The 15,348-nt window shown below is 63.7% G+C and carries 17 protein-coding genes, 1 tRNA gene and 2 pseudogenes; 10 read left to right on the forward strand and 10 right to left on the reverse strand.

Annotation, left to right across the window (positions count from 1 at the left end; translation table 11 throughout):
- Positions 1-20: 20 nt before the first annotated feature.
- The 4 genes from BVER_RS07050 to BVER_RS07065 are packed head-to-tail and all read right to left on the reverse strand — an operon-like array spanning position 21 to position 3,994.
- Positions 21-1,373: a 3-carboxy-cis,cis-muconate cycloisomerase gene (locus BVER_RS07050; protein WP_050452676.1), complete on the reverse strand. Its 1,353-nt coding sequence runs from the start codon at positions 1,371-1,373 to the stop codon at positions 21-23.
- Positions 1,374-1,377: 4 nt separating this feature from the next.
- Positions 1,378-2,580 (reverse strand): 3-oxoadipyl-CoA thiolase, encoded by a 1,203-nt coding sequence (gene pcaF, locus BVER_RS07055; RefSeq protein WP_050452677.1) that lies wholly within the window; start codon positions 2,578-2,580, stop codon positions 1,378-1,380.
- Positions 2,581-2,623: 43 nt separating this feature from the next.
- A complete protein-coding gene (locus tag BVER_RS07060) occupies positions 2,624-3,280 on the reverse strand; it encodes a 3-oxoacid CoA-transferase subunit B (RefSeq protein ID WP_050452678.1) in 657 nt (218 codons plus the stop codon).
- A gap of 15 nt (positions 3,281-3,295) precedes the next feature.
- Positions 3,296-3,994: a 3-oxoacid CoA-transferase subunit A gene (locus BVER_RS07065; protein WP_050452679.1), complete on the reverse strand. Its 699-nt coding sequence runs from the start codon at positions 3,992-3,994 to the stop codon at positions 3,296-3,298.
- Between the two features lie 201 nt (positions 3,995-4,195).
- Here BVER_RS07065 and BVER_RS07070 point away from each other — a divergent pair, with 201 nt between their 5' ends.
- Together BVER_RS07070 and BVER_RS07075 are read left to right on the forward strand one after the other, a co-directional pair.
- Positions 4,196-4,993, forward strand: coding sequence for an IclR family transcriptional regulator domain-containing protein (locus tag BVER_RS07070; protein ID WP_050452680.1), 798 nt, complete (start codon positions 4,196-4,198; stop codon positions 4,991-4,993).
- Positions 4,994-5,050: 57 nt separating this feature from the next.
- Positions 5,051-5,974, forward strand: coding sequence for a LysR family transcriptional regulator (locus tag BVER_RS07075; protein WP_050452681.1), 924 nt, complete (start codon positions 5,051-5,053; stop codon positions 5,972-5,974).
- A 3-nt stretch (positions 5,975-5,977) separates the two neighbouring features.
- Here the strand turns inward: BVER_RS07075 and BVER_RS07080 are convergent, their stop codons facing one another.
- Positions 5,978-6,400 (reverse strand): DoxX family protein, encoded by a 423-nt coding sequence (locus tag BVER_RS07080; RefSeq protein WP_050452682.1) that lies wholly within the window; start codon positions 6,398-6,400, stop codon positions 5,978-5,980.
- Positions 6,401-6,503: 103 nt separating this feature from the next.
- On the opposite strand from BVER_RS07080, the pseudogene BVER_RS33485 reads away from it, so the two are divergent.
- The 5 genes and pseudogenes from BVER_RS33485 to BVER_RS07100 all read left to right on the forward strand — a co-directional run.
- Positions 6,504-6,629: pseudogene (locus BVER_RS33485) on the forward strand (helix-turn-helix domain-containing protein); the annotation flags it as partial.
- Positions 6,630-6,924: 295 nt separating this feature from the next.
- On the forward strand, positions 6,925-7,395 hold the full coding sequence (locus BVER_RS33490; RefSeq protein WP_232316422.1) for a substrate binding domain-containing protein: 471 nt from the start codon (positions 6,925-6,927) through the stop codon (positions 7,393-7,395).
- Positions 7,396-7,525: 130 nt separating this feature from the next.
- Positions 7,526-7,936: a hypothetical protein gene (locus tag BVER_RS07090; RefSeq protein ID WP_050452683.1), complete on the forward strand. Its 411-nt coding sequence runs from the start codon at positions 7,526-7,528 to the stop codon at positions 7,934-7,936.
- Between the two features lie 75 nt (positions 7,937-8,011).
- Positions 8,012-8,088: transfer RNA gene (locus tag BVER_RS07095), tRNA-Pro, on the forward strand.
- Positions 8,089-8,383: 295 nt separating this feature from the next.
- Positions 8,384-8,683: a hypothetical protein gene (locus BVER_RS07100; RefSeq protein ID WP_050452684.1), complete on the forward strand. Its 300-nt coding sequence runs from the start codon at positions 8,384-8,386 to the stop codon at positions 8,681-8,683.
- Positions 8,684-8,727: 44 nt separating this feature from the next.
- Here BVER_RS07100 and BVER_RS07105 read toward each other — a convergent pair whose 3' ends face one another.
- From BVER_RS07105 to BVER_RS35875, 5 genes and pseudogenes are all read right to left on the reverse strand, one after another.
- Positions 8,728-9,156 (reverse strand): SDR family oxidoreductase, encoded by a 429-nt coding sequence (locus BVER_RS07105; RefSeq protein WP_232316423.1) that lies wholly within the window; start codon positions 9,154-9,156, stop codon positions 8,728-8,730.
- A 278-nt stretch (positions 9,157-9,434) separates the two neighbouring features.
- Entirely contained in the window at positions 9,435-10,040 is a 606-nt protein-coding gene (gene leuD / locus BVER_RS07110; protein ID WP_050452685.1) for a 3-isopropylmalate dehydratase small subunit, read from the reverse strand.
- Positions 10,037-11,431, reverse strand: a complete 1,395-nt coding sequence (gene leuC, locus BVER_RS07115; RefSeq protein ID WP_050452686.1) for a 3-isopropylmalate dehydratase large subunit — start codon at positions 11,429-11,431, stop codon at positions 10,037-10,039. Before leuC ends, leuD begins: the two co-directional genes overlap by 4 nt.
- A gap of 55 nt (positions 11,432-11,486) precedes the next feature.
- Positions 11,487-11,813, reverse strand: coding sequence for an FCD domain-containing protein (locus BVER_RS29910; protein WP_332309072.1), 327 nt, complete (start codon positions 11,811-11,813; stop codon positions 11,487-11,489).
- 214 nt (positions 11,814-12,027) lie between these two features.
- Positions 12,028-12,267, reverse strand: a pseudogene (locus tag BVER_RS35875) (GntR family transcriptional regulator); the annotation flags it as partial.
- A 61-nt stretch (positions 12,268-12,328) separates the two neighbouring features.
- On the opposite strand from BVER_RS35875, the gene BVER_RS07130 reads away from it, so the two are divergent.
- The 3 genes from BVER_RS07130 to BVER_RS07140 are packed head-to-tail and all read left to right on the forward strand — an operon-like array spanning position 12,329 to position 14,862.
- A complete protein-coding gene (locus BVER_RS07130) occupies positions 12,329-13,282 on the forward strand; it encodes an ABC transporter substrate-binding protein (RefSeq protein WP_050452689.1) in 954 nt (317 codons plus the stop codon).
- Entirely contained in the window at positions 13,279-14,031 is a 753-nt protein-coding gene (locus BVER_RS07135) for an ABC transporter permease (protein WP_050452690.1), read from the forward strand. Before BVER_RS07130 ends, BVER_RS07135 begins: the two co-directional genes overlap by 4 nt.
- Before the next feature lie 30 nt (positions 14,032-14,061).
- Positions 14,062-14,862, forward strand: coding sequence for an ABC transporter ATP-binding protein (locus BVER_RS07140; RefSeq protein WP_050452691.1), 801 nt, complete (start codon positions 14,062-14,064; stop codon positions 14,860-14,862).
- Positions 14,863-15,348 lie beyond the last annotated feature (486 nt).

Below are 15,348 nucleotides of genomic sequence, written 5' to 3' on the forward strand. Positions count from 1 at the left end.
CGTGTTCGGGTAATTCACGCTTAAGACTGATGCAGCGCGAGCGCCGCATCGACGAACGCCTGCGCCTGCCCAACGTAATTCGCCGGATCGAGCAGCGCCTTCAGTTTTTCGTTCGACAGATGACGCGTGACGGTTTCGTCGGCGGCGAGTTCGTCGTACAGCGACGTGCCGTTCCTGACCGACGCCTTCGATGCGCCTTCCACGAGCTTGTGCGCGTCGAGCCGGCCGATGGCATCGCCCAGCGCGAGCATCACCGCTTCGCCGAGCACGAGGCCGTTGGTCGCGTTCAGATTGCGCGCGAGCCGTTCGACGTTCACTTCCATGTCCGGCACGATGGCCCTGATATTCGCCAGCGCCTCGGCCGTCAGCCGCGCGAGATCCGGCAGCGCTTCCCATTCCGCCTGCCAGCCGCCGAGCGCGCGTTCGTGCTCCTGCACCATGCCCGCGAAAATCGTCGCGACCAGATTCGGCGCGCGCGTGGCGGCGGTCAGCACGGCCGCGCAGCCAACCGGATTGCGCTTGTGCGGCATCGTCGACGAACCGCCCTTGCCCGCCGCCGCCGGTTCCGCGACTTCGCCGAGTTCGGTCTGCATCATCAGCGAAATATCGCGCGCGATCTTGCCGAGCGTGCCGGTCAGCATGCCGAGAAACGCCGCCGCTTCCGCGATGCGATCGCGCTGCGTATGCCACGGCAAAGTCGGCAGATTGAGACCGAGATCGTCGGCGAGCGAATGGAACACCGGCAGCGCCTTGTCGTGCAGACTGGCGAGCGTGCCCGCCGCGCCGCCGAACTGCAGCACCATCACGCGCGCCTTCATCTCGGCCAGACGCTGACGATGCCGCGTGATCGCATCGAGCCATTGCGCGAACTTGAGGCCGAGCGTGGTCGGCAGCGCCTGCTGGAGCCAGGTCCGGCCGATCATCGGCGTGGCGCGATGCGTTTTGGCCTGCTTCGCCAGCGCGTCGGCGAGCGCGCGCAGATCGGCGTCGAGCAGATCGAAGGTCGCGCGCAGTTGCAGCACGACGCCCGTATCGATGATGTCCTGACTCGTCGCACCCCAATGCACGTACTTCGCGGCTTCCGCATCGCTCGCCTTGACGACGGCGGTCAGTTGCTTGACCAGCGGAATGGCGAGATTGCCGCCGGCCGCCGCGCCGGTCATCAGCGCGTCGGCGTCGATGCGATCGGCATTGCAGGCGGCGGCAATCGAATCGACCGCGCTCGACGGAATCACGCCGTGCAGCGCCGACGCACGCGCGAGCGCGGCTTCGACGTTGAGCATCGCCTGCACGGTCGCGCGCGGCGACCAGATCGCGTTCGCGGCGTCGGTGCCGCAAATCAGGTCGGTGAGACGTCCGGTGGCTGCGAACATGCCGTCAGACGCGCTCGATGATCATCGCGATACCCTGACCGACGCCGATGCACATCGTGCACAGCGCATAACGCCCGCCCGTGCGATGCAGTTGATAGCTCGCCGTCGTCACCAGCCGCGCACCCGACGCGCCCAGCGGATGGCCGAGCGCGATCGCGCCGCCGTTCGAATTCACGCGGGCATCGTCATCGGCGACGCCGAGCATGCGCAGCGTGGCGAGCCCTTGCGACGCGAAGGCTTCGTTCAGTTCGATCACATCCATCTGGTCGATGGTCATGCCGAGCCGCGCCAGCAGCTTCTGCGACGCCGGACCCGGCCCGATGCCCATCACGCGCGGCGGCACGCCCGCCGTCGCCACGCCGAGAATGCGCGCGCGCGGCGTAAGGCCGTTGCGCTTGGCGCTTTCTTCGTCGGCGATCAGCATCGCGACCGCGCCGTCGTTGACGCCCGATGCATTGCCCGCCGTCACCGAACAGTCCGGACGCACGACGCCCTTCAGCTTCGCGAGCGCTTCGAGACTCGTTTCACGCGGATGCTCGTCGCGATCGACGATAAGCGCATCGCCCTTTTTCTGCGGAATCGTCACCGCGACGATTTCCTGCGCCAGCGTGCCGTCCTTCTGCGCGCGCGCCGCCTTTTGCTGCGAGCGCAGCGCGAACGCGTCCTGATCTTCGCGGCTGATCTTGTAATCGTCGGCGACGTTTTCGGCGGTTTCCGGCATCGAGTCGACGCCGTACTGCTTCTTCATCAGCGGATTGACGAAGCGCCAGCCGATGGTCGTATCGTGGATCTCCGCCTGACGCGAGAACGCGCTGGTCGCCTTGCCCATCACGAACGGCGCGCGGCTCATGCTCTCGACGCCGCCCACGATCATCAGGCCAGTTTCGCCCGCCTTGATGGCGCGCGCCGCGATGCCGATCGCGTCCATGCCCGACCCGCACAGGCGATTCACCGTCGTGCCCGGCACGCCGACCGGCAAGCCAGCGAGCAGCGCCGACATGCGCGCGACATTGCGATTGTCTTCGCCCGCCTGATTGGCGCAGCCGTAGACGATTTCCTCGACGGCTTCCCAGTCGACTTCCTTGTTGCGCTCGATCAGCGCGCGCAGCGGCACCGCGCCGAGATCGTCGGCGCGCACGGACGACAGCGCGCCGCCGTAGCGGCCGATGGGCGTGCGGATCGCATCACATACGAAGGCTTCTTTCATTTCTCGTCTCTCCAGTTCTCTCAAGTGCGTCGCGGTGCGTCACTCAGGCCGCTTCGGAAATGGGCGCATATTGAAGCGGCACTTGCGCCAGCTTCTGCAATTCTTCGAACGACAATCCTTCCACCATCTCGCGCACGACGAAGCCTTCCGGCGTCACGTCGAACACGGCGAGATCGGTGTAGACGCGATCCACGCACTGCACGCCCGTCACCGGATACGAGCAATCCGCGACCAGCTTGCTTTCGCCCTGCTTCGTGAGCAGTTCCATCATCACGTAGACCTGTTTCGCGCCGATGGCCAGATCCATCGCGCCGCCGACGGCGGGAATCGCGTCGGGCGCGCCGGTGTGCCAGTTGGCGAGATCGCCCTTCGCCGACACCTGAAACGCGCCGAGCACGCAGAAGTCGAGATGGCCGCCGCGCATCATCGCGAACGAATCCGCGTGATGGAAATACGCGCCGCCGGTGAGCAAGGTCACATGCTGCTTGCCCGCGTTGATGAGCTCGTCGTCTTCCGCGCCTTTTTCCGGCGCCGGACCCATGCCGAGCAGACCGTTTTCGCTATGCAGGAAGATTTCGCGATCCGCCGCAAGATGATTGGCGACCAGCGTCGGCACGCCGATGCCGAGATTGACGTACGCGCCTTCGGGAATGTCCGCGGCCACGCGCTTGGCCATTTCGTCACGAGTGAGTTTCTTCATGGCTTTATCCCTCTTTTAAGCAGCGAGTTCGGCGGCGTGCACGGCTTGCGGCACTTCCACGACGCGCTGCACGAAAATGCCCGGTGTCACGATGTTTTCCGGATTGAGCGCGCCCAGCGGCACGACTTGCGACACCTGCACGATGGCCGTCTTCGCGGCGCTCGCCATGATCGGCCCGAAATTGCGCGCCGTCTTACGATAGACCAGATTGCCCCAGCGGTCGCCCTTGTACGCCTTCACGAGCGGGAAGTCCGCGTGCAGCGGCGACTCCAGCACGTAATGCTTGCCGTCGATCTCGCGCGTTTCCTTGCCTTCCGCGAGGCGCGTGCCGTAACCAGTGGGCGTAAAGAATCCGCCGATGCCCGCGCCCGCCGCGCGAATCCGCTCGGCCAGATTGCCCTGCGGCACGAGTTCGAGTTCGATTTCGATTTCGCCCGCGCGATACAGCGCGTCGAACACATACGAATCGGTCTGACGCGGGAACGAGCAGATGATCTTGCGCACGCGCTTGGCCTTCAGCAACGCGGCGAGGCCGGTGTCGCCGTTGCCCGCGTTGTTGTTGACGATCGTCAGATCGCGCGCGCCCTGCTCGATGAGCGCGTCGATCAGTTCCGACGGCATGCCCGCCGTGCCGAAACCGCCGATCATGATGGTCGCGCCGTCGTGGACATCGGCCACTGCCGACGCGAGCGTGTCGAAAATCTTGTTGATCATTGCCGTTCTTCCTTCGAGAGCCGCAGAGATGAGTGCTGAATCGTGCCAAGCTAGTGCTTGCATCCATTTGTTCGATATGCGAACATTGATTCGTTTAGCGAACATCGGCATGCTATTCCCGTGTTCGTTGTCGTGTCAACGAAGCGCTCGCAAATCGCGGGTTAATACGTAGTTTTGCCGTAGTTTTCGGATATCGAAGCCATGACGGAAGCCACGAACACAGACGAATCCACCCGCCCCGGCGATGCCTACGTGCAGTCCTTCGCACGCGGCCTGGCCGTGATCCGCTCCTTCGACGCCACGCGTCCCGCGCAGACGCTGACCGATGTCGCCGCCGCAACCGGCCTCACCCGCGCGGGCGCGCGCCGCATCCTGCTGACCTTGCAATCGCTCGGCTACGTCGAAGCGGACGGACGCCTGTTCCAGCTCACGCCGAAAATCCTCGACCTCGGTTTCGCCTATCTGACGTCGATGCCGTTCTGGAACCTCGCCGAACCGGTCATGGAAGACCTCGTCGCCCAAGTTCACGAAAGCTGTTCGGCGGCCGTGCTGAACGGCGCGGAAATCGTCTACGTGCTACGCGTGCCGACGCACAAGATCATCACGCAGAACCTGTCGATCGGCAGCCGTCTGCCCGCGTTCTGCACGTCGATGGGCCGCGTGCTGCTCGCCGCGCTCGACGACGATCGGCTCGACGCCGCCCTCGACGCGAGCGATCTCACCGCGCGCACGCCGCGCACCGTCGTCGACAAGTCTGCGCTCAAGGAGACGATCGCGCTGGTGCGCCGCCAGGGCTGGGCGATCGTCGATCAGGAACTGGAAGAAGGCCTGATTTCGATGTCCGCGCCGATCCGCGACCGGCAAGGACGCGTGATCGCCGCGCTGAATATCAGCGGCAATGCGCAGCGCAAGAATGCGAAGCAGATGTCGAAGGCATTTCTGGAGCCGCTGCTGGACGCCGCCCAGCGCGTGTCGGAGATGGTTGCGCGGCGCGGTTGATCGCGCCACTATGCGAATCGGCGATGGCGTTTCCGCGCACTATCTCGCCGCACGATAATGACCGACCTCGACCTCAATCTGATCCCCTTTCTCGTCGCCATCGAGGAGACGCGCAACGTCAGCCGCGCGGCGGAACGGCTCGGCGTGAGTCAGCCGCGCGTCTCGACGGCGCTCGGCAAGCTGCGCGAGTACTTCAACGATCCGCTGTTCGTGCGGACCTCGCGCGGCATGGAGCCGACGCCGCGCGCGCTCGCACTGGTGCCCGCCGCGCGCGAGGCCTTGTCGCGCATCGAACGCGGGTTGCTGGATACGCAGCATTTCGATCCGCTATCGAGCACGGACACGTTTTCCATCGCGCTGTCCGATGTCGGCGAAATCGTGTTTTTGCCGCGCCTTTTACAGGCTTTCGCGACGCAAGCGCCGCACGCGAATCTGCGTTCCGTGTTCGCTTCGCACGGCGATGTCGAGCGCGGGCTGGAGGCCGGCGAGATCGATCTGGCCGTCGGCTATTTTCCGGATCTGCGCGGCAACAATTTTTTTCAGCAGCGGCTGTTTTCGCACCGCTTCATCTGCCTGATGCGGCGCGATCATCCCTACGCCGATGCGCCGCTCACGCTCGAACGTTTCTGCGATTGCGGACACGCGGTCGTGCGCGCCGACGGACGCAGTCAGGAAGTCCTCGAAAACTTTCTCGACAAGGAACGCGTGCGGCGTCGCGCCGTGCTCGAAACGCCGCACTTCATGAGCTTGCCGTTCATTCTGTCGCGGATCGATCTGATCGCGACCGTGCCGCACGCGATCGGCTTCGCGTATGTTGCCGAGCACGCGTCGATCACGCTGGCCGAACCGCCGCTGGCGCTCCCGCGCTTCGATCTGCGGCAGCACTGGCATCGCAAGTTTCATAACGATCCGCGCACGACGTGGCTGCGCGGCGTCGTCGCCTCGCTGTTCAACGATGAACTCGACGAGTGGCCGCGCTGAGTGTTATCGACGTCCGTCGATGCTCCATGCGCCCGGTCCCGCCGCCGCGATGAACAGGAAGATGAATGACATCAACATGGCCGGTTCGCCCTGATTCATCAACGGCAACAGAAAATGTCCCTGCGGCACGTGACCGATGAAATACGCGAACGCGAGTTCGCCCGACAACACGAACGCCGCCGCACGCGTGAAGAAGCCGAGCAGCACCAGCACGCCGCCGACCAGTTCGATGACGCCCGCCGCGCCCAGCAGCGAGAACAGCGGCAAGCCGTCGAACATGGCGATATGCGGCACATGAAACAGCTTCGCCGATGCATGCGTGAGCAGCAGATACGCCGCGACGACCCGGAGAATCGCCTGCGCGTAGGACGCAAGCGCAGTCGTATTGCCGCGCGATGCGGAAAGAGAATGAGCTTGAGTGGACATTGCGAGTAACTCCTTGATTGAATGGAGTTCAGTCTATGCACACATCATCCGTCGATAAATCCGGTTAACATTAGCGTTTTGTTTCCCGTCAGGAAAGAATCGGATGGATGCGCTCACCAGTTTGCGCGTATTTCGCGAAGTCGTCGAAGCCGGCAGCTTCGTCAAGGCCGCCGAACGGCTCGATATTTCGACGGCGATGACCAGCAAGCACGTCGCCAATCTGGAGCGGCAACTCGGCGTGCGGCTGCTCAATCGCACGACGCGTCATCTGAGCCTGACCGAAGCCGCCAACGTCTATTACGAGCAGTGCAGCGAGGCGCTCGATATTTTGCAAGCGGCGGAATCCGCGGTCGGCGTGCAGACGGCGCAGCCGCAGGGCGTGCTGAAAGTCACCGCGCCCGGCTGGTTCGCAAATCGCAGCTTCGCGGATTTGCTGGTGGCTTATCAGCAGCGATATCCCGGCGTGCTGGTCGATCTGAGGCTGGAGGAACCGCTTCGTCGATCTGGTCGAGGAAGGCTACGACATGGGCATTCGCGCGACATCGGAGCCGTCGCCGTCGCTGATCGTGCGGCCGCTTTGCAAGATGCCCTTCGTGCTGGTCGGGGCGCGCGCGTATCTCGATCGCGCGGGCGATCCGCGTCATCCGGACGATATCGCCGACCATCGGCTGGTGCTGCCGACCTATACGAATATCGAAACCGTCACGCTGACCGGCCCCGATGGCGCGTTTACTGTAAAAAATCGTGCGGTGCTGAAAACCAACGATACCTCGATGGCCTTGCAACTGGTGCGCGCCGGCATGGGCCTCGCCTACTTCCCGGAATGGATCGCCGAACCCGAACTCGCGACGGGCGTGCTCGTGCGCGTGTTGCCGGCGTACACCACGTTCGCGCCGTCCGTCTACGCCGTCTATACCAGCCGAAAGTACATGACGACGAAGGTACGCACCTTTATCGACTTCCTGTCGGACTCGTTCAACAACACCCTTTCTTGATTAGGAATACTCTTATTCAAGCGAAATCTGCCGCGTGTGAAGATCGCGCCGCTCCCGGTCATCCGTCGCGCGACGTTTTGCGTCGCGTGCCGGCGGGAAAGCATCGATCCCGCTTATGGCAGAGGCCCGCATGGATTTCCCCTGGATTCCGCTACTTTTCAATCTCGCGCTGCTCGGCGTGGTGATGTTCGTTTGCCGCACGCTCAACGCGAGCCAAGGCAAACCGGTCTGGAACGGCACGCTGCTGTTCTTCATCTTTTGTTTCGTGGCGATGTGCCTCGACTTCATCCTGACGATGGTGTTCGCCTCCGCGAGCTTCCACGATCGCACGCAGTACGAGAGCGTCGCGACGCGTTCGGCGTGGAGCGAACGGTTTTTCGTCTATCTGATTCCGTGCATCGCGGCTTTGCTGCTGGCGCTGCGGTTTCGTCGCGCGCAGCAGTCGGCGCCCGATGAGGAAGAGGTTCACGCGGGCCGTGCGGCATCGCACGAAGTGGACGGCGAAGTACGGTCACTGCCGCTCTCGCCCGTTCACGAGTGAATTCGACGAGCGTGAAAGCAAAAGTCTTAGAGACAGTTCTACTTTTGGATTCGTTCTGGTATACTTTCGCTCTTTCGGGGCGTAGCGCAGCCTGGTAGCGTACCTGCATGGGGTGCAGGTGGTCGGAGGTTCAAATCCTCTCGCCCCGACCAGAATCAAGGACTTACGGTGTCATGCCGTAAGTCCTTTTTCGTTTTGTGGCTTCCGTTTTCCGCCTGAATTCGGCCGGGCGTGCCCAAATCGACGATCGACCGAGCGTTTCCCATCGTTATCCTAACTTTATCCGCCGCTTTCCTTCCCGGCACCTCGCCAATCACACGACGAATGCCGCTGTCACCACACAAAATAACACTTGTTTTTCAGTCAGTTAGCGCCTAATCTTCGAGTCATGCATCAGGATCGGCGTCTAATCGTGACGTCTCACGTTCGGCCGGAACGGATCGCCTCATGTCCAATCGATTGTCTTCGCCGCATGCGTCTTCGCCGTCCTCGTCGTTACGCGCCGTGGTCTCCGCATGGTTCGACGCGACGAGTCGCGCGCGCGTCGCGCACTTCGGTCGTATCTATCCGGGAGGAAGCCGCTATGTCTGCGTCAGCGCGCTCAGGCGCGGCGGGGCTTTCGCCTACTACTTCTTTCATCACGGCACGGGCGACTGGCGGCTTTATCCGCCGCGCGGAATCGGGCCTAGCATCGCGTACTGGTCCGTCGGATTGACGCAACCGGGCGCGCAAGCGAACTCTGGCTGAATCGCATCGCGCTCAAGCCTTCGCCGCCATCAAGGTTTCGCCCGTCATCGTTCCGTCGACGGCTCGCTGATAGACGGCAGCGACATCGGCGGCGGGAATGCCTTGCGATGCATCCTTGCCTTGCCCATCGACGTCAGCGTCTCCGATACCCAGCCCGGACTCACCACGTTCACGCGCAACTTGCCTTGAAGTTCGAGCGCGGCCGCGCGCGCGAAGCCTTCGATACCCGCATTTACGATGCTCACCGCCGCGCTGCCGATCATCGGCTGCTGCGCCAGCGTGCCGTTAGTGAGCGTGACCGAACCGCCCGCGTCGACATGGCCGATCGCGCAGCGCACGAGGTTCACCTGCCCCATCAGCTTGTTGGCGAGACTGAAGGCGAAATCGTCGCCGCCGAGCGCATCGAGCGGCGCGAACTTCGCCGTGCCGCCGACGCACACCACCGCGCCGACTGGCCCCGCGCGATCGAACATCGCCGCGATGCTCGCCTTGTCCGAGACGATCGACCGCGATATCCGAGCCCGTGCGGCTCGCCGATATGACCTCATGCGCCGGCTGAAGCAGCCGCGCGATCTCCGTGCCCAGCACACCATTCGCACCTACGAGCAGCACTCGCATATGTCCTCCAGTGAATCGACGTCGACGGGAAAACGCATGCGACTATGCTACTGCCGCCGGCCAATCCACACATCGCGCGCGCAATGGCCAATCGGCATAGGGGCGGCCAGCTTGCTGGCCGCCCCTATGCCGATTACGCGTACACCCAGGGTCGCGCCACGCGATCCTTCTTTTGATAATCGACGATACTCACCTCGCGCGCAACCGCGAGATCGACATCGTCCTGTCCGTTGAGCAACGCGACGCGCTGCGACTCCGGCAAGCTGAACGCGATCGGATCGAGTCCCGGTACTCGAATCAGGCACGCGTTCAGATCGACGGTCAGCTCCGCGCCGCTCGCGGCAATCAGCATGATCGTCGCGATCACATCGGCTGCGAGGCGAATCGGCAACACGCCGTTCTGGAAGCAATTGCTGTAGAAGATATCGCCGTAGCTCGACGCGATCACGCAGCGAATGCCGAACTCGTCGAGCGCCCAGACCGCCATCTCGCGCGAACTGCCGCAACCGAAATTCGCGCCCGTCAGCAGAATCTTCGCGTCGCGAAATGGTGCCTGATTCAGCACGAAATCAGGATTCTCGCTCCCATCCGGACGATACCGCAGCGTCTCGAACGCCCACGGCTGAAACTGCCCGCGCACGAGTTGCGAAATGCGCTCGATACGCACGATCAGATCCGTGTCGATATCGTCACGCGCGATAACGGCCGCGTGTCCCGTGCAAACGTCGAACGCTTTCATGCGGCCCCCCGGATGTCGCCTGCCAATGCCGATGCCGCCGCCGTCGCCGGACTGGCGAGATGCGTCATCACGCCCGGACCCTGACGCCCGACGAAGTTGCGGTTCGATGTCGATACGCAGCGCTCGCCGCTCGCGCCGATATCGCCGTTCGCGCCGACGCACATCGAGCAGCCCGGCTGGCGCCATTGAAAACCCGCATCGCGGAAAATCTGATCGAGGCCTTCGCGTTCGGCCTGTTCGCGCACCGGCTGCGAACCCGGCACGACCCACGCATTCACATGACGCGCGACCTTTCCGCCACGCACGACGGCCGCCGCCGCGCGCAGATCGGAGATGCGGCTGTTCGCGCACGAGCCGATAAACACGCGATCGATCTTCGTGCCTTCGAGCTTCTGCAAAGGCTTTAGATGCATATAGTCGAGCGCCGCTTCCGATTGCGCGCGCCGCTGCGCATTGCGTTCGGCGGCGGGATCGGGCACCACGCCGTCGATGCCGACCACTTGCTCCGGCGTCGTGCCCCAGGTGATCTGCGCATCGACGCCGTCGATATCCACGGTGAGGTCGCAATCGAACACGGCGTCGGCATCGCTTGCGAGCGCGCGCCATGCGGTCACGGCATCGTCGAACGCGGGGCCTTGCGGTGCGAAAGGACGATCGCGCAGATAGTCGAAGGTGACGTCGTCCGGTGCGACCATGCCGAGCCGCGCACCCATTTCGATCGCTAGATTGCACAGCGTCATGCGCGCTTCCATGTCCAGCGCGCGCACCGCGTCGCCGGCGAATTCGAGCGCGTGACCCGCCGCGCCCGCCACGCCCAACTGACCGATCACATGCAGGATGATGTCCTTCGCCATCGCGCGACGCGCGGGCAGGCCGCGCAACGTGACGCGCATTTTGAGCGGCTTGCGCTGGCGCAGCGTCTGGCTCGCCAGCACCTGAACCTGTTCCGACAGACCGATGCCCCAGCCCATTGCGCCAAATGCGCCGTGCGTGCAAGTGTGGCTATCGACGCAGACGAGCGTCGTGCCCGGCAGCGTCAAGCCCTGTTCCGGCGCGATCACATGCACGATGCCCTGACGCGCGTCGTCGAGATCGAAGCGCTCGATATTCAGCCGCTGCGTCTGCTCGCGAAACGCATCGACCAGTTCGGTGGCCCACGGCGCATCGCCGCCGCACCGCCCCGGCACGCTGGAGATGACGTGATCGGGCGTCGCAAACGTAAGCGATGCATCGCGCACGCCGAGGCCGCGCCGCTCCAGCGCGCGAATTGCCTCGACGGCCGTCAGCTCGTGCAGCAGATGGCGGTCGATATGCAGCACCGTCGTGCCATCGCTCAGTTCTTCGACGACGTGCGCGTTCCATATCTTGTCGAACATCGTTTGCGCACTCATTCGTCATCTTTATTAGTTATGTGGGATGTCATCGTTGTTTCCTCCTTCGATACTTTTAACTCAAGGGCGCACCCAGGCCCGCCAGCGCGGGCAGTTGCAAAATCAGATCGGCGGAATGCCAGAGATGGCGCTTCATTGCCTGATACGCCATGTCGGGATTGCCCGCGAGAATGCCGGCGGCGATGTCCTCATGCTCGGCGAGCGCGTTCTTCATCATCTGCGCGCTGCCGATCTGCTGACGCAACTGGATCATGAATACCGGCAACTGGTACTTGTCGATCAGTTCGCCGAGCTGCGGATTCCCGCACATGCGCACGATTTCCTGGTGAAACGCGCGATTGTCGATGATGAAGCGCTGGAAGTCCGGCCGCTCGTTGTGCACGCGTCCCTGGTCCCTGTTCGAGCACCGCGATAAGCCGCGCGCGGTTATCGCCGATCTCGATGTTCTGCGCCGCCGTGCGCGCCGCATAGCCTTCGAGCGCCTCGCGAATCTGATAGACGTGCGCGACTTCCGCCGTCGACAGACTGCGCACGACCGCGCCGCGATTTGGCACATCGACGAGGCCATCGGCTTCGAGACGCCGGAACGCCTCGCGCAACGAACCGCGGCTGATGCCGAGCTGCTCGACGAGATCGCGCGAAATCAGCCGCTGCCCCGGCGCCAGACGGCCTTCGAGGATGCGGCTTTTCAGCTCCGACGCGATGCGCTCGACGGTCTCGCCGGAGCGGCCCGCGCTTTCGATATCGCCGTCGCTGTCGGCGGTTGAAGGGATATGATGGAAGTCCATGAGCGCATTGTGGATCACTTTCCGTTGACGCGCCAGATTTTTTGACATTTTTTCCAACAAAAGTGTTGGACACTTTTGATCATTACATTCCAAAAATCAGGAGACATGCATGACGCTTTCCATGCGCTTGGGCGCGCTCGCGCTTTCGTTGACGGGGTTGGCTTTCGCGGCCGGCGCGCACGACGTGGTCCGTATCGGCGGAATGAGCAACTACGGCCCCGTGCTGCCGGTGATGGCCGCGCAGGAATTGAAGCTGTTCGACAAGGTCGGCGTGAAGACGCAGTTCACCGGATTTCCCGGCGGCGCGGCGTGCATGGAAGCGCTCGCGGCCAATGAAGTCGATATCGTCAACTTCTTTCCGCCGGGCCTCGCGCTCGCCAAGCGTCGCGGCGTGAAGGCGACTATCGTCGGCGCGGATTCGCTGACGCCGCGCGGCTGGGACGTCATCGTCAAGAAGGATTCGCCGCTCAAGTCGGTGAAGGATCTCGCGGGCAAGAAGGTCGGCATCTCGGCGACCGGATCGACGACCGACTTCTTCGGCTTGTGGGCCGCGAACGAGGCGGGCGGTCCGGTCAATCGCATTCCGGTCGGCGGTCCGGGCATGGTGCCGAATCTGCTGTCGGGGAACGTCGATGCGATCGTCGCGTATCCGCCGCTCAGCTACAAGATGCTGAGCGCGGGCACGGGCCGCAGCCTCGTCGACTTTGGCAAGTCGATGCCCGCCAACGTGCCCGACGTGTGGATGGCCTCCGACGACATCATCGCGAAGAATCCGGATGGCGTGAGGAAGACGCTGGTCGCCTTGTATAGCGCGGTCGTCTATATGCAGGTGCATCCCGAGTGGTCGATTTCGTTCATCCAGAAGCAGACCAGTCTGCCGCCGGAAATCGCCAAGCAGGAATACGAGAACACGATCAAGGGCCTCTCGCCCGATGGTTCGATCAAGGCCGAATTGGTCGAGGAATCGCTCAAGCTCGCGAAGCTCGCCGGCATGAACGACACGCCGCCCGCGAAGGACCTGTTCACGACGCGCTTCGTGCCCGTCAAGGCGGTGACGCCGTGAACCCGTGGGCACGGCGCTTCATCCAGGCGGCGATCATCGCGGGGTTCTTTCTCGCGTGGCATCTGATCGTCGCGAGCCATCTCGTCGATCCGATGCTGCTGCCGCCGCCCGCCGATGTCTTCGCTCGCATGTTCGCGCTGCTCGGCGATGCCCGTTCGCTGCATCACCTGGGCGTGACCCTCGGCGAAGTCACGCTCGCCGTGGTGCTGGTCACGCCGATCGGCATCGCGCTGGGTCTGTTCCTCGGCGAGAACGCGTATTGGGGCGCGGCCTTCCGGCCGCTGTTCTATTTCATGTCGAGCGTGCCGAAGTCGGTGTTCCTGCCGGTCTTCATTCTCGCGCTCGGCATGGGCTTCTCGCAGAAGGTCGCGTTCGGCATGTTTCAGGCGATCTTCGTGCTGGTGGTCGCGGCGATCGCGGCGGCGCAGAGCGTGCCGGTCGATTACGTGCGCACCGCGCGTTCGTTCGGCGCGACGCGCGCGCAGATCTATCGCCATGTGTATCTGCCCGCGATGCTGTCCGTGATTCTCGAAGGCCTGCGTCTCGGCATGATCTTCAATATCACCGGCGTGCTGTTCGCGGAGATGTACGTGTCGCGTGCGGGGCTCGGTTATCCGATCGCCAACTGGGGCATGAATTTCGACATCGTGAGTCTTCTGGCGGGCATCGTGCTCGCGAGTCTCGTGTCGATAATGGTGAATGAAGCGCTGCGCTGGTACGAGTACCGCGTCGGCGCATGGCGCGGCTGATATTCAAGCGCGCGAATCTGGACATATCGAATGAATACACCGAACGCAATCACACGCAACGAGACCGCCGCGCTGCATATCGACGGCGTATCGCAAACTTATCAGTCGAAGAGCGGGCCGGTGCACGCGCTCGACGACGTGTCGTTCAGCATCGACAACGGCAAGTTCATCGGGCTGGTCGGACCCAGCGGCTGCGGCAAGTCCTCGCTTTTGATGATGATGGCGGGGCTGCTCGCGCCGAGCGCGGGTTGCATCCGCGTGGGCGAGCGGCGCATCACGCAGCCGGAGCCGGAAGAGATCGGCGTCGTGTTTCAGGAGTCGAGCCTGTTGCCGTGGAAAACCGCGCTGGAAAACGTGGAGTTTCCGCTGGAATTGCGCGGCATCGATGCCGCCACGCGCCGTCCGCTCGCACGCGACATGCTTACGCGCGTCGGCCTGAAAGACTTCTTCGATCGACGTCCGCACGAATTGTCGGGGGGCATGAAGCAGCGCGTCGCGATTGCGCGCGGCTTTTGCCAGAACCCGCGCGTATTGCTGATGGACGAACCGTTCGCCGCGCTCGACGAACAGACGCGCCTCTCGCTCGGCGACGAACTGCTCGCGATCTGGGAAAAGCATCGCAAGACCGTGGTGTTCGTCACGCACAGCCTGACCGAAGCCGTGTATCTCTGCGATGAAGTCGTCGTGATGGCCGCGCGTCCGGGGCGCATCATCAAGCGCATTGCGATCGACTTGCCGCGTCCGCGCACCTTCAAGACGATGGCGACTGCGCGCTTCGGCGAACTGCGCGACGAGATCTGGGAACTGATCCGCACGGTGGAGCACGCATGATTTCGCAGCCTCTACCTCGCACGAAGGATGCGCCCGCCGAAGCGCAGGACGTAAGCGCGCCGCGTCGTCCGATGCTGACGCCGTCCGCGTAGCGTCTCGCGTGCATCGTCGTGCTGCTGCTGTTCTGGGAACTCGCGCCGCGTCTGGGCTGGGTGCCGGAAGTGATGCTCGCGCCGCTGTCGTCGACGCTGTCGGCGGGCTTTTCCAACGGCTCGATGTTCGCGATGAACCTCGGCTCGGCGGTCGGCGGAATGGCGACGGGCGTAGTGGGTGGTTTCCGGGTCGGGGGGCGCTGCTGGCGCGTGTATCCATCCGCAGCTGCCGTAGAGGGGACAGAGCGGGGTGGGTGGGGGGGGGGGGGGGGGGGGGTGGGGAGGGGGGGGGGGGGGGGGGGGGTGGGGGGCACTGGCTGCGTGCGCTCAAGTGCCTGGCATTGGCTTTTCTCGTCAACACACAGTACCAGGGCGTTGGTGGGCGGACTCAGAT

Source organism: Candidatus Burkholderia verschuerenii, from assembly GCF_001189365.1.
Taxonomy (GTDB): domain Bacteria; phylum Pseudomonadota; class Gammaproteobacteria; order Burkholderiales; family Burkholderiaceae; genus Caballeronia; species Caballeronia verschuerenii.

What these genes read in the sequence shown, in the direction of transcription:
- BVER_RS07050 (WP_050452676.1), bottom strand. Translation starts at nt 1,373, where the DNA reads ATGTTCGCAGCCACCGGACGTCTCACCGACCTGATTTGCGGCACCGAC.
- pcaF (WP_050452677.1), bottom strand. Translation starts at nt 2,580, where the DNA reads ATGAAAGAAGCCTTCGTATGTGATGCGATCCGCACGCCCATCGGCCGC.
- BVER_RS07060 (WP_050452678.1), bottom strand. Translation starts at nt 3,280, where the DNA reads ATGAAGAAACTCACTCGTGACGAAATGGCCAAGCGCGTGGCCGCGGAC.
- BVER_RS07065 (WP_050452679.1), bottom strand. Translation starts at nt 3,994, where the DNA reads ATGATCAACAAGATTTTCGACACGCTCGCGTCGGCAGTGGCCGATGTC.
- BVER_RS07070 (WP_050452680.1), top strand. Translation starts at nt 4,196, where the DNA reads ATGACGGAAGCCACGAACACAGACGAATCCACCCGCCCCGGCGATGCC.
- BVER_RS07075 (WP_050452681.1), top strand. Translation starts at nt 5,051, where the DNA reads ATGACCGACCTCGACCTCAATCTGATCCCCTTTCTCGTCGCCATCGAG.
- BVER_RS07080 (WP_050452682.1), bottom strand. Translation starts at nt 6,400, where the DNA reads ATGTCCACTCAAGCTCATTCTCTTTCCGCATCGCGCGGCAATACGACT.
- BVER_RS33490 (WP_232316422.1), top strand. Translation starts at nt 6,925, where the DNA reads ATGGGCATTCGCGCGACATCGGAGCCGTCGCCGTCGCTGATCGTGCGG.
- BVER_RS07090 (WP_050452683.1), top strand. Translation starts at nt 7,526, where the DNA reads ATGGATTTCCCCTGGATTCCGCTACTTTTCAATCTCGCGCTGCTCGGC.
- BVER_RS07100 (WP_050452684.1), top strand. Translation starts at nt 8,384, where the DNA reads ATGTCCAATCGATTGTCTTCGCCGCATGCGTCTTCGCCGTCCTCGTCG.
- BVER_RS07105 (WP_232316423.1), bottom strand. Translation starts at nt 9,156, where the DNA reads ATGTTCGATCGCGCGGGGCCAGTCGGCGCGGTGGTGTGCGTCGGCGGC.
- leuD (WP_050452685.1), bottom strand. Translation starts at nt 10,040, where the DNA reads ATGAAAGCGTTCGACGTTTGCACGGGACACGCGGCCGTTATCGCGCGT.
- leuC (WP_050452686.1), bottom strand. Translation starts at nt 11,431, where the DNA reads ATGAGTGCGCAAACGATGTTCGACAAGATATGGAACGCGCACGTCGTC.
- BVER_RS07130 (WP_050452689.1), top strand. Translation starts at nt 12,329, where the DNA reads ATGACGCTTTCCATGCGCTTGGGCGCGCTCGCGCTTTCGTTGACGGGG.
- BVER_RS07140 (WP_050452691.1), top strand. Translation starts at nt 14,062, where the DNA reads ATGAATACACCGAACGCAATCACACGCAACGAGACCGCCGCGCTGCAT.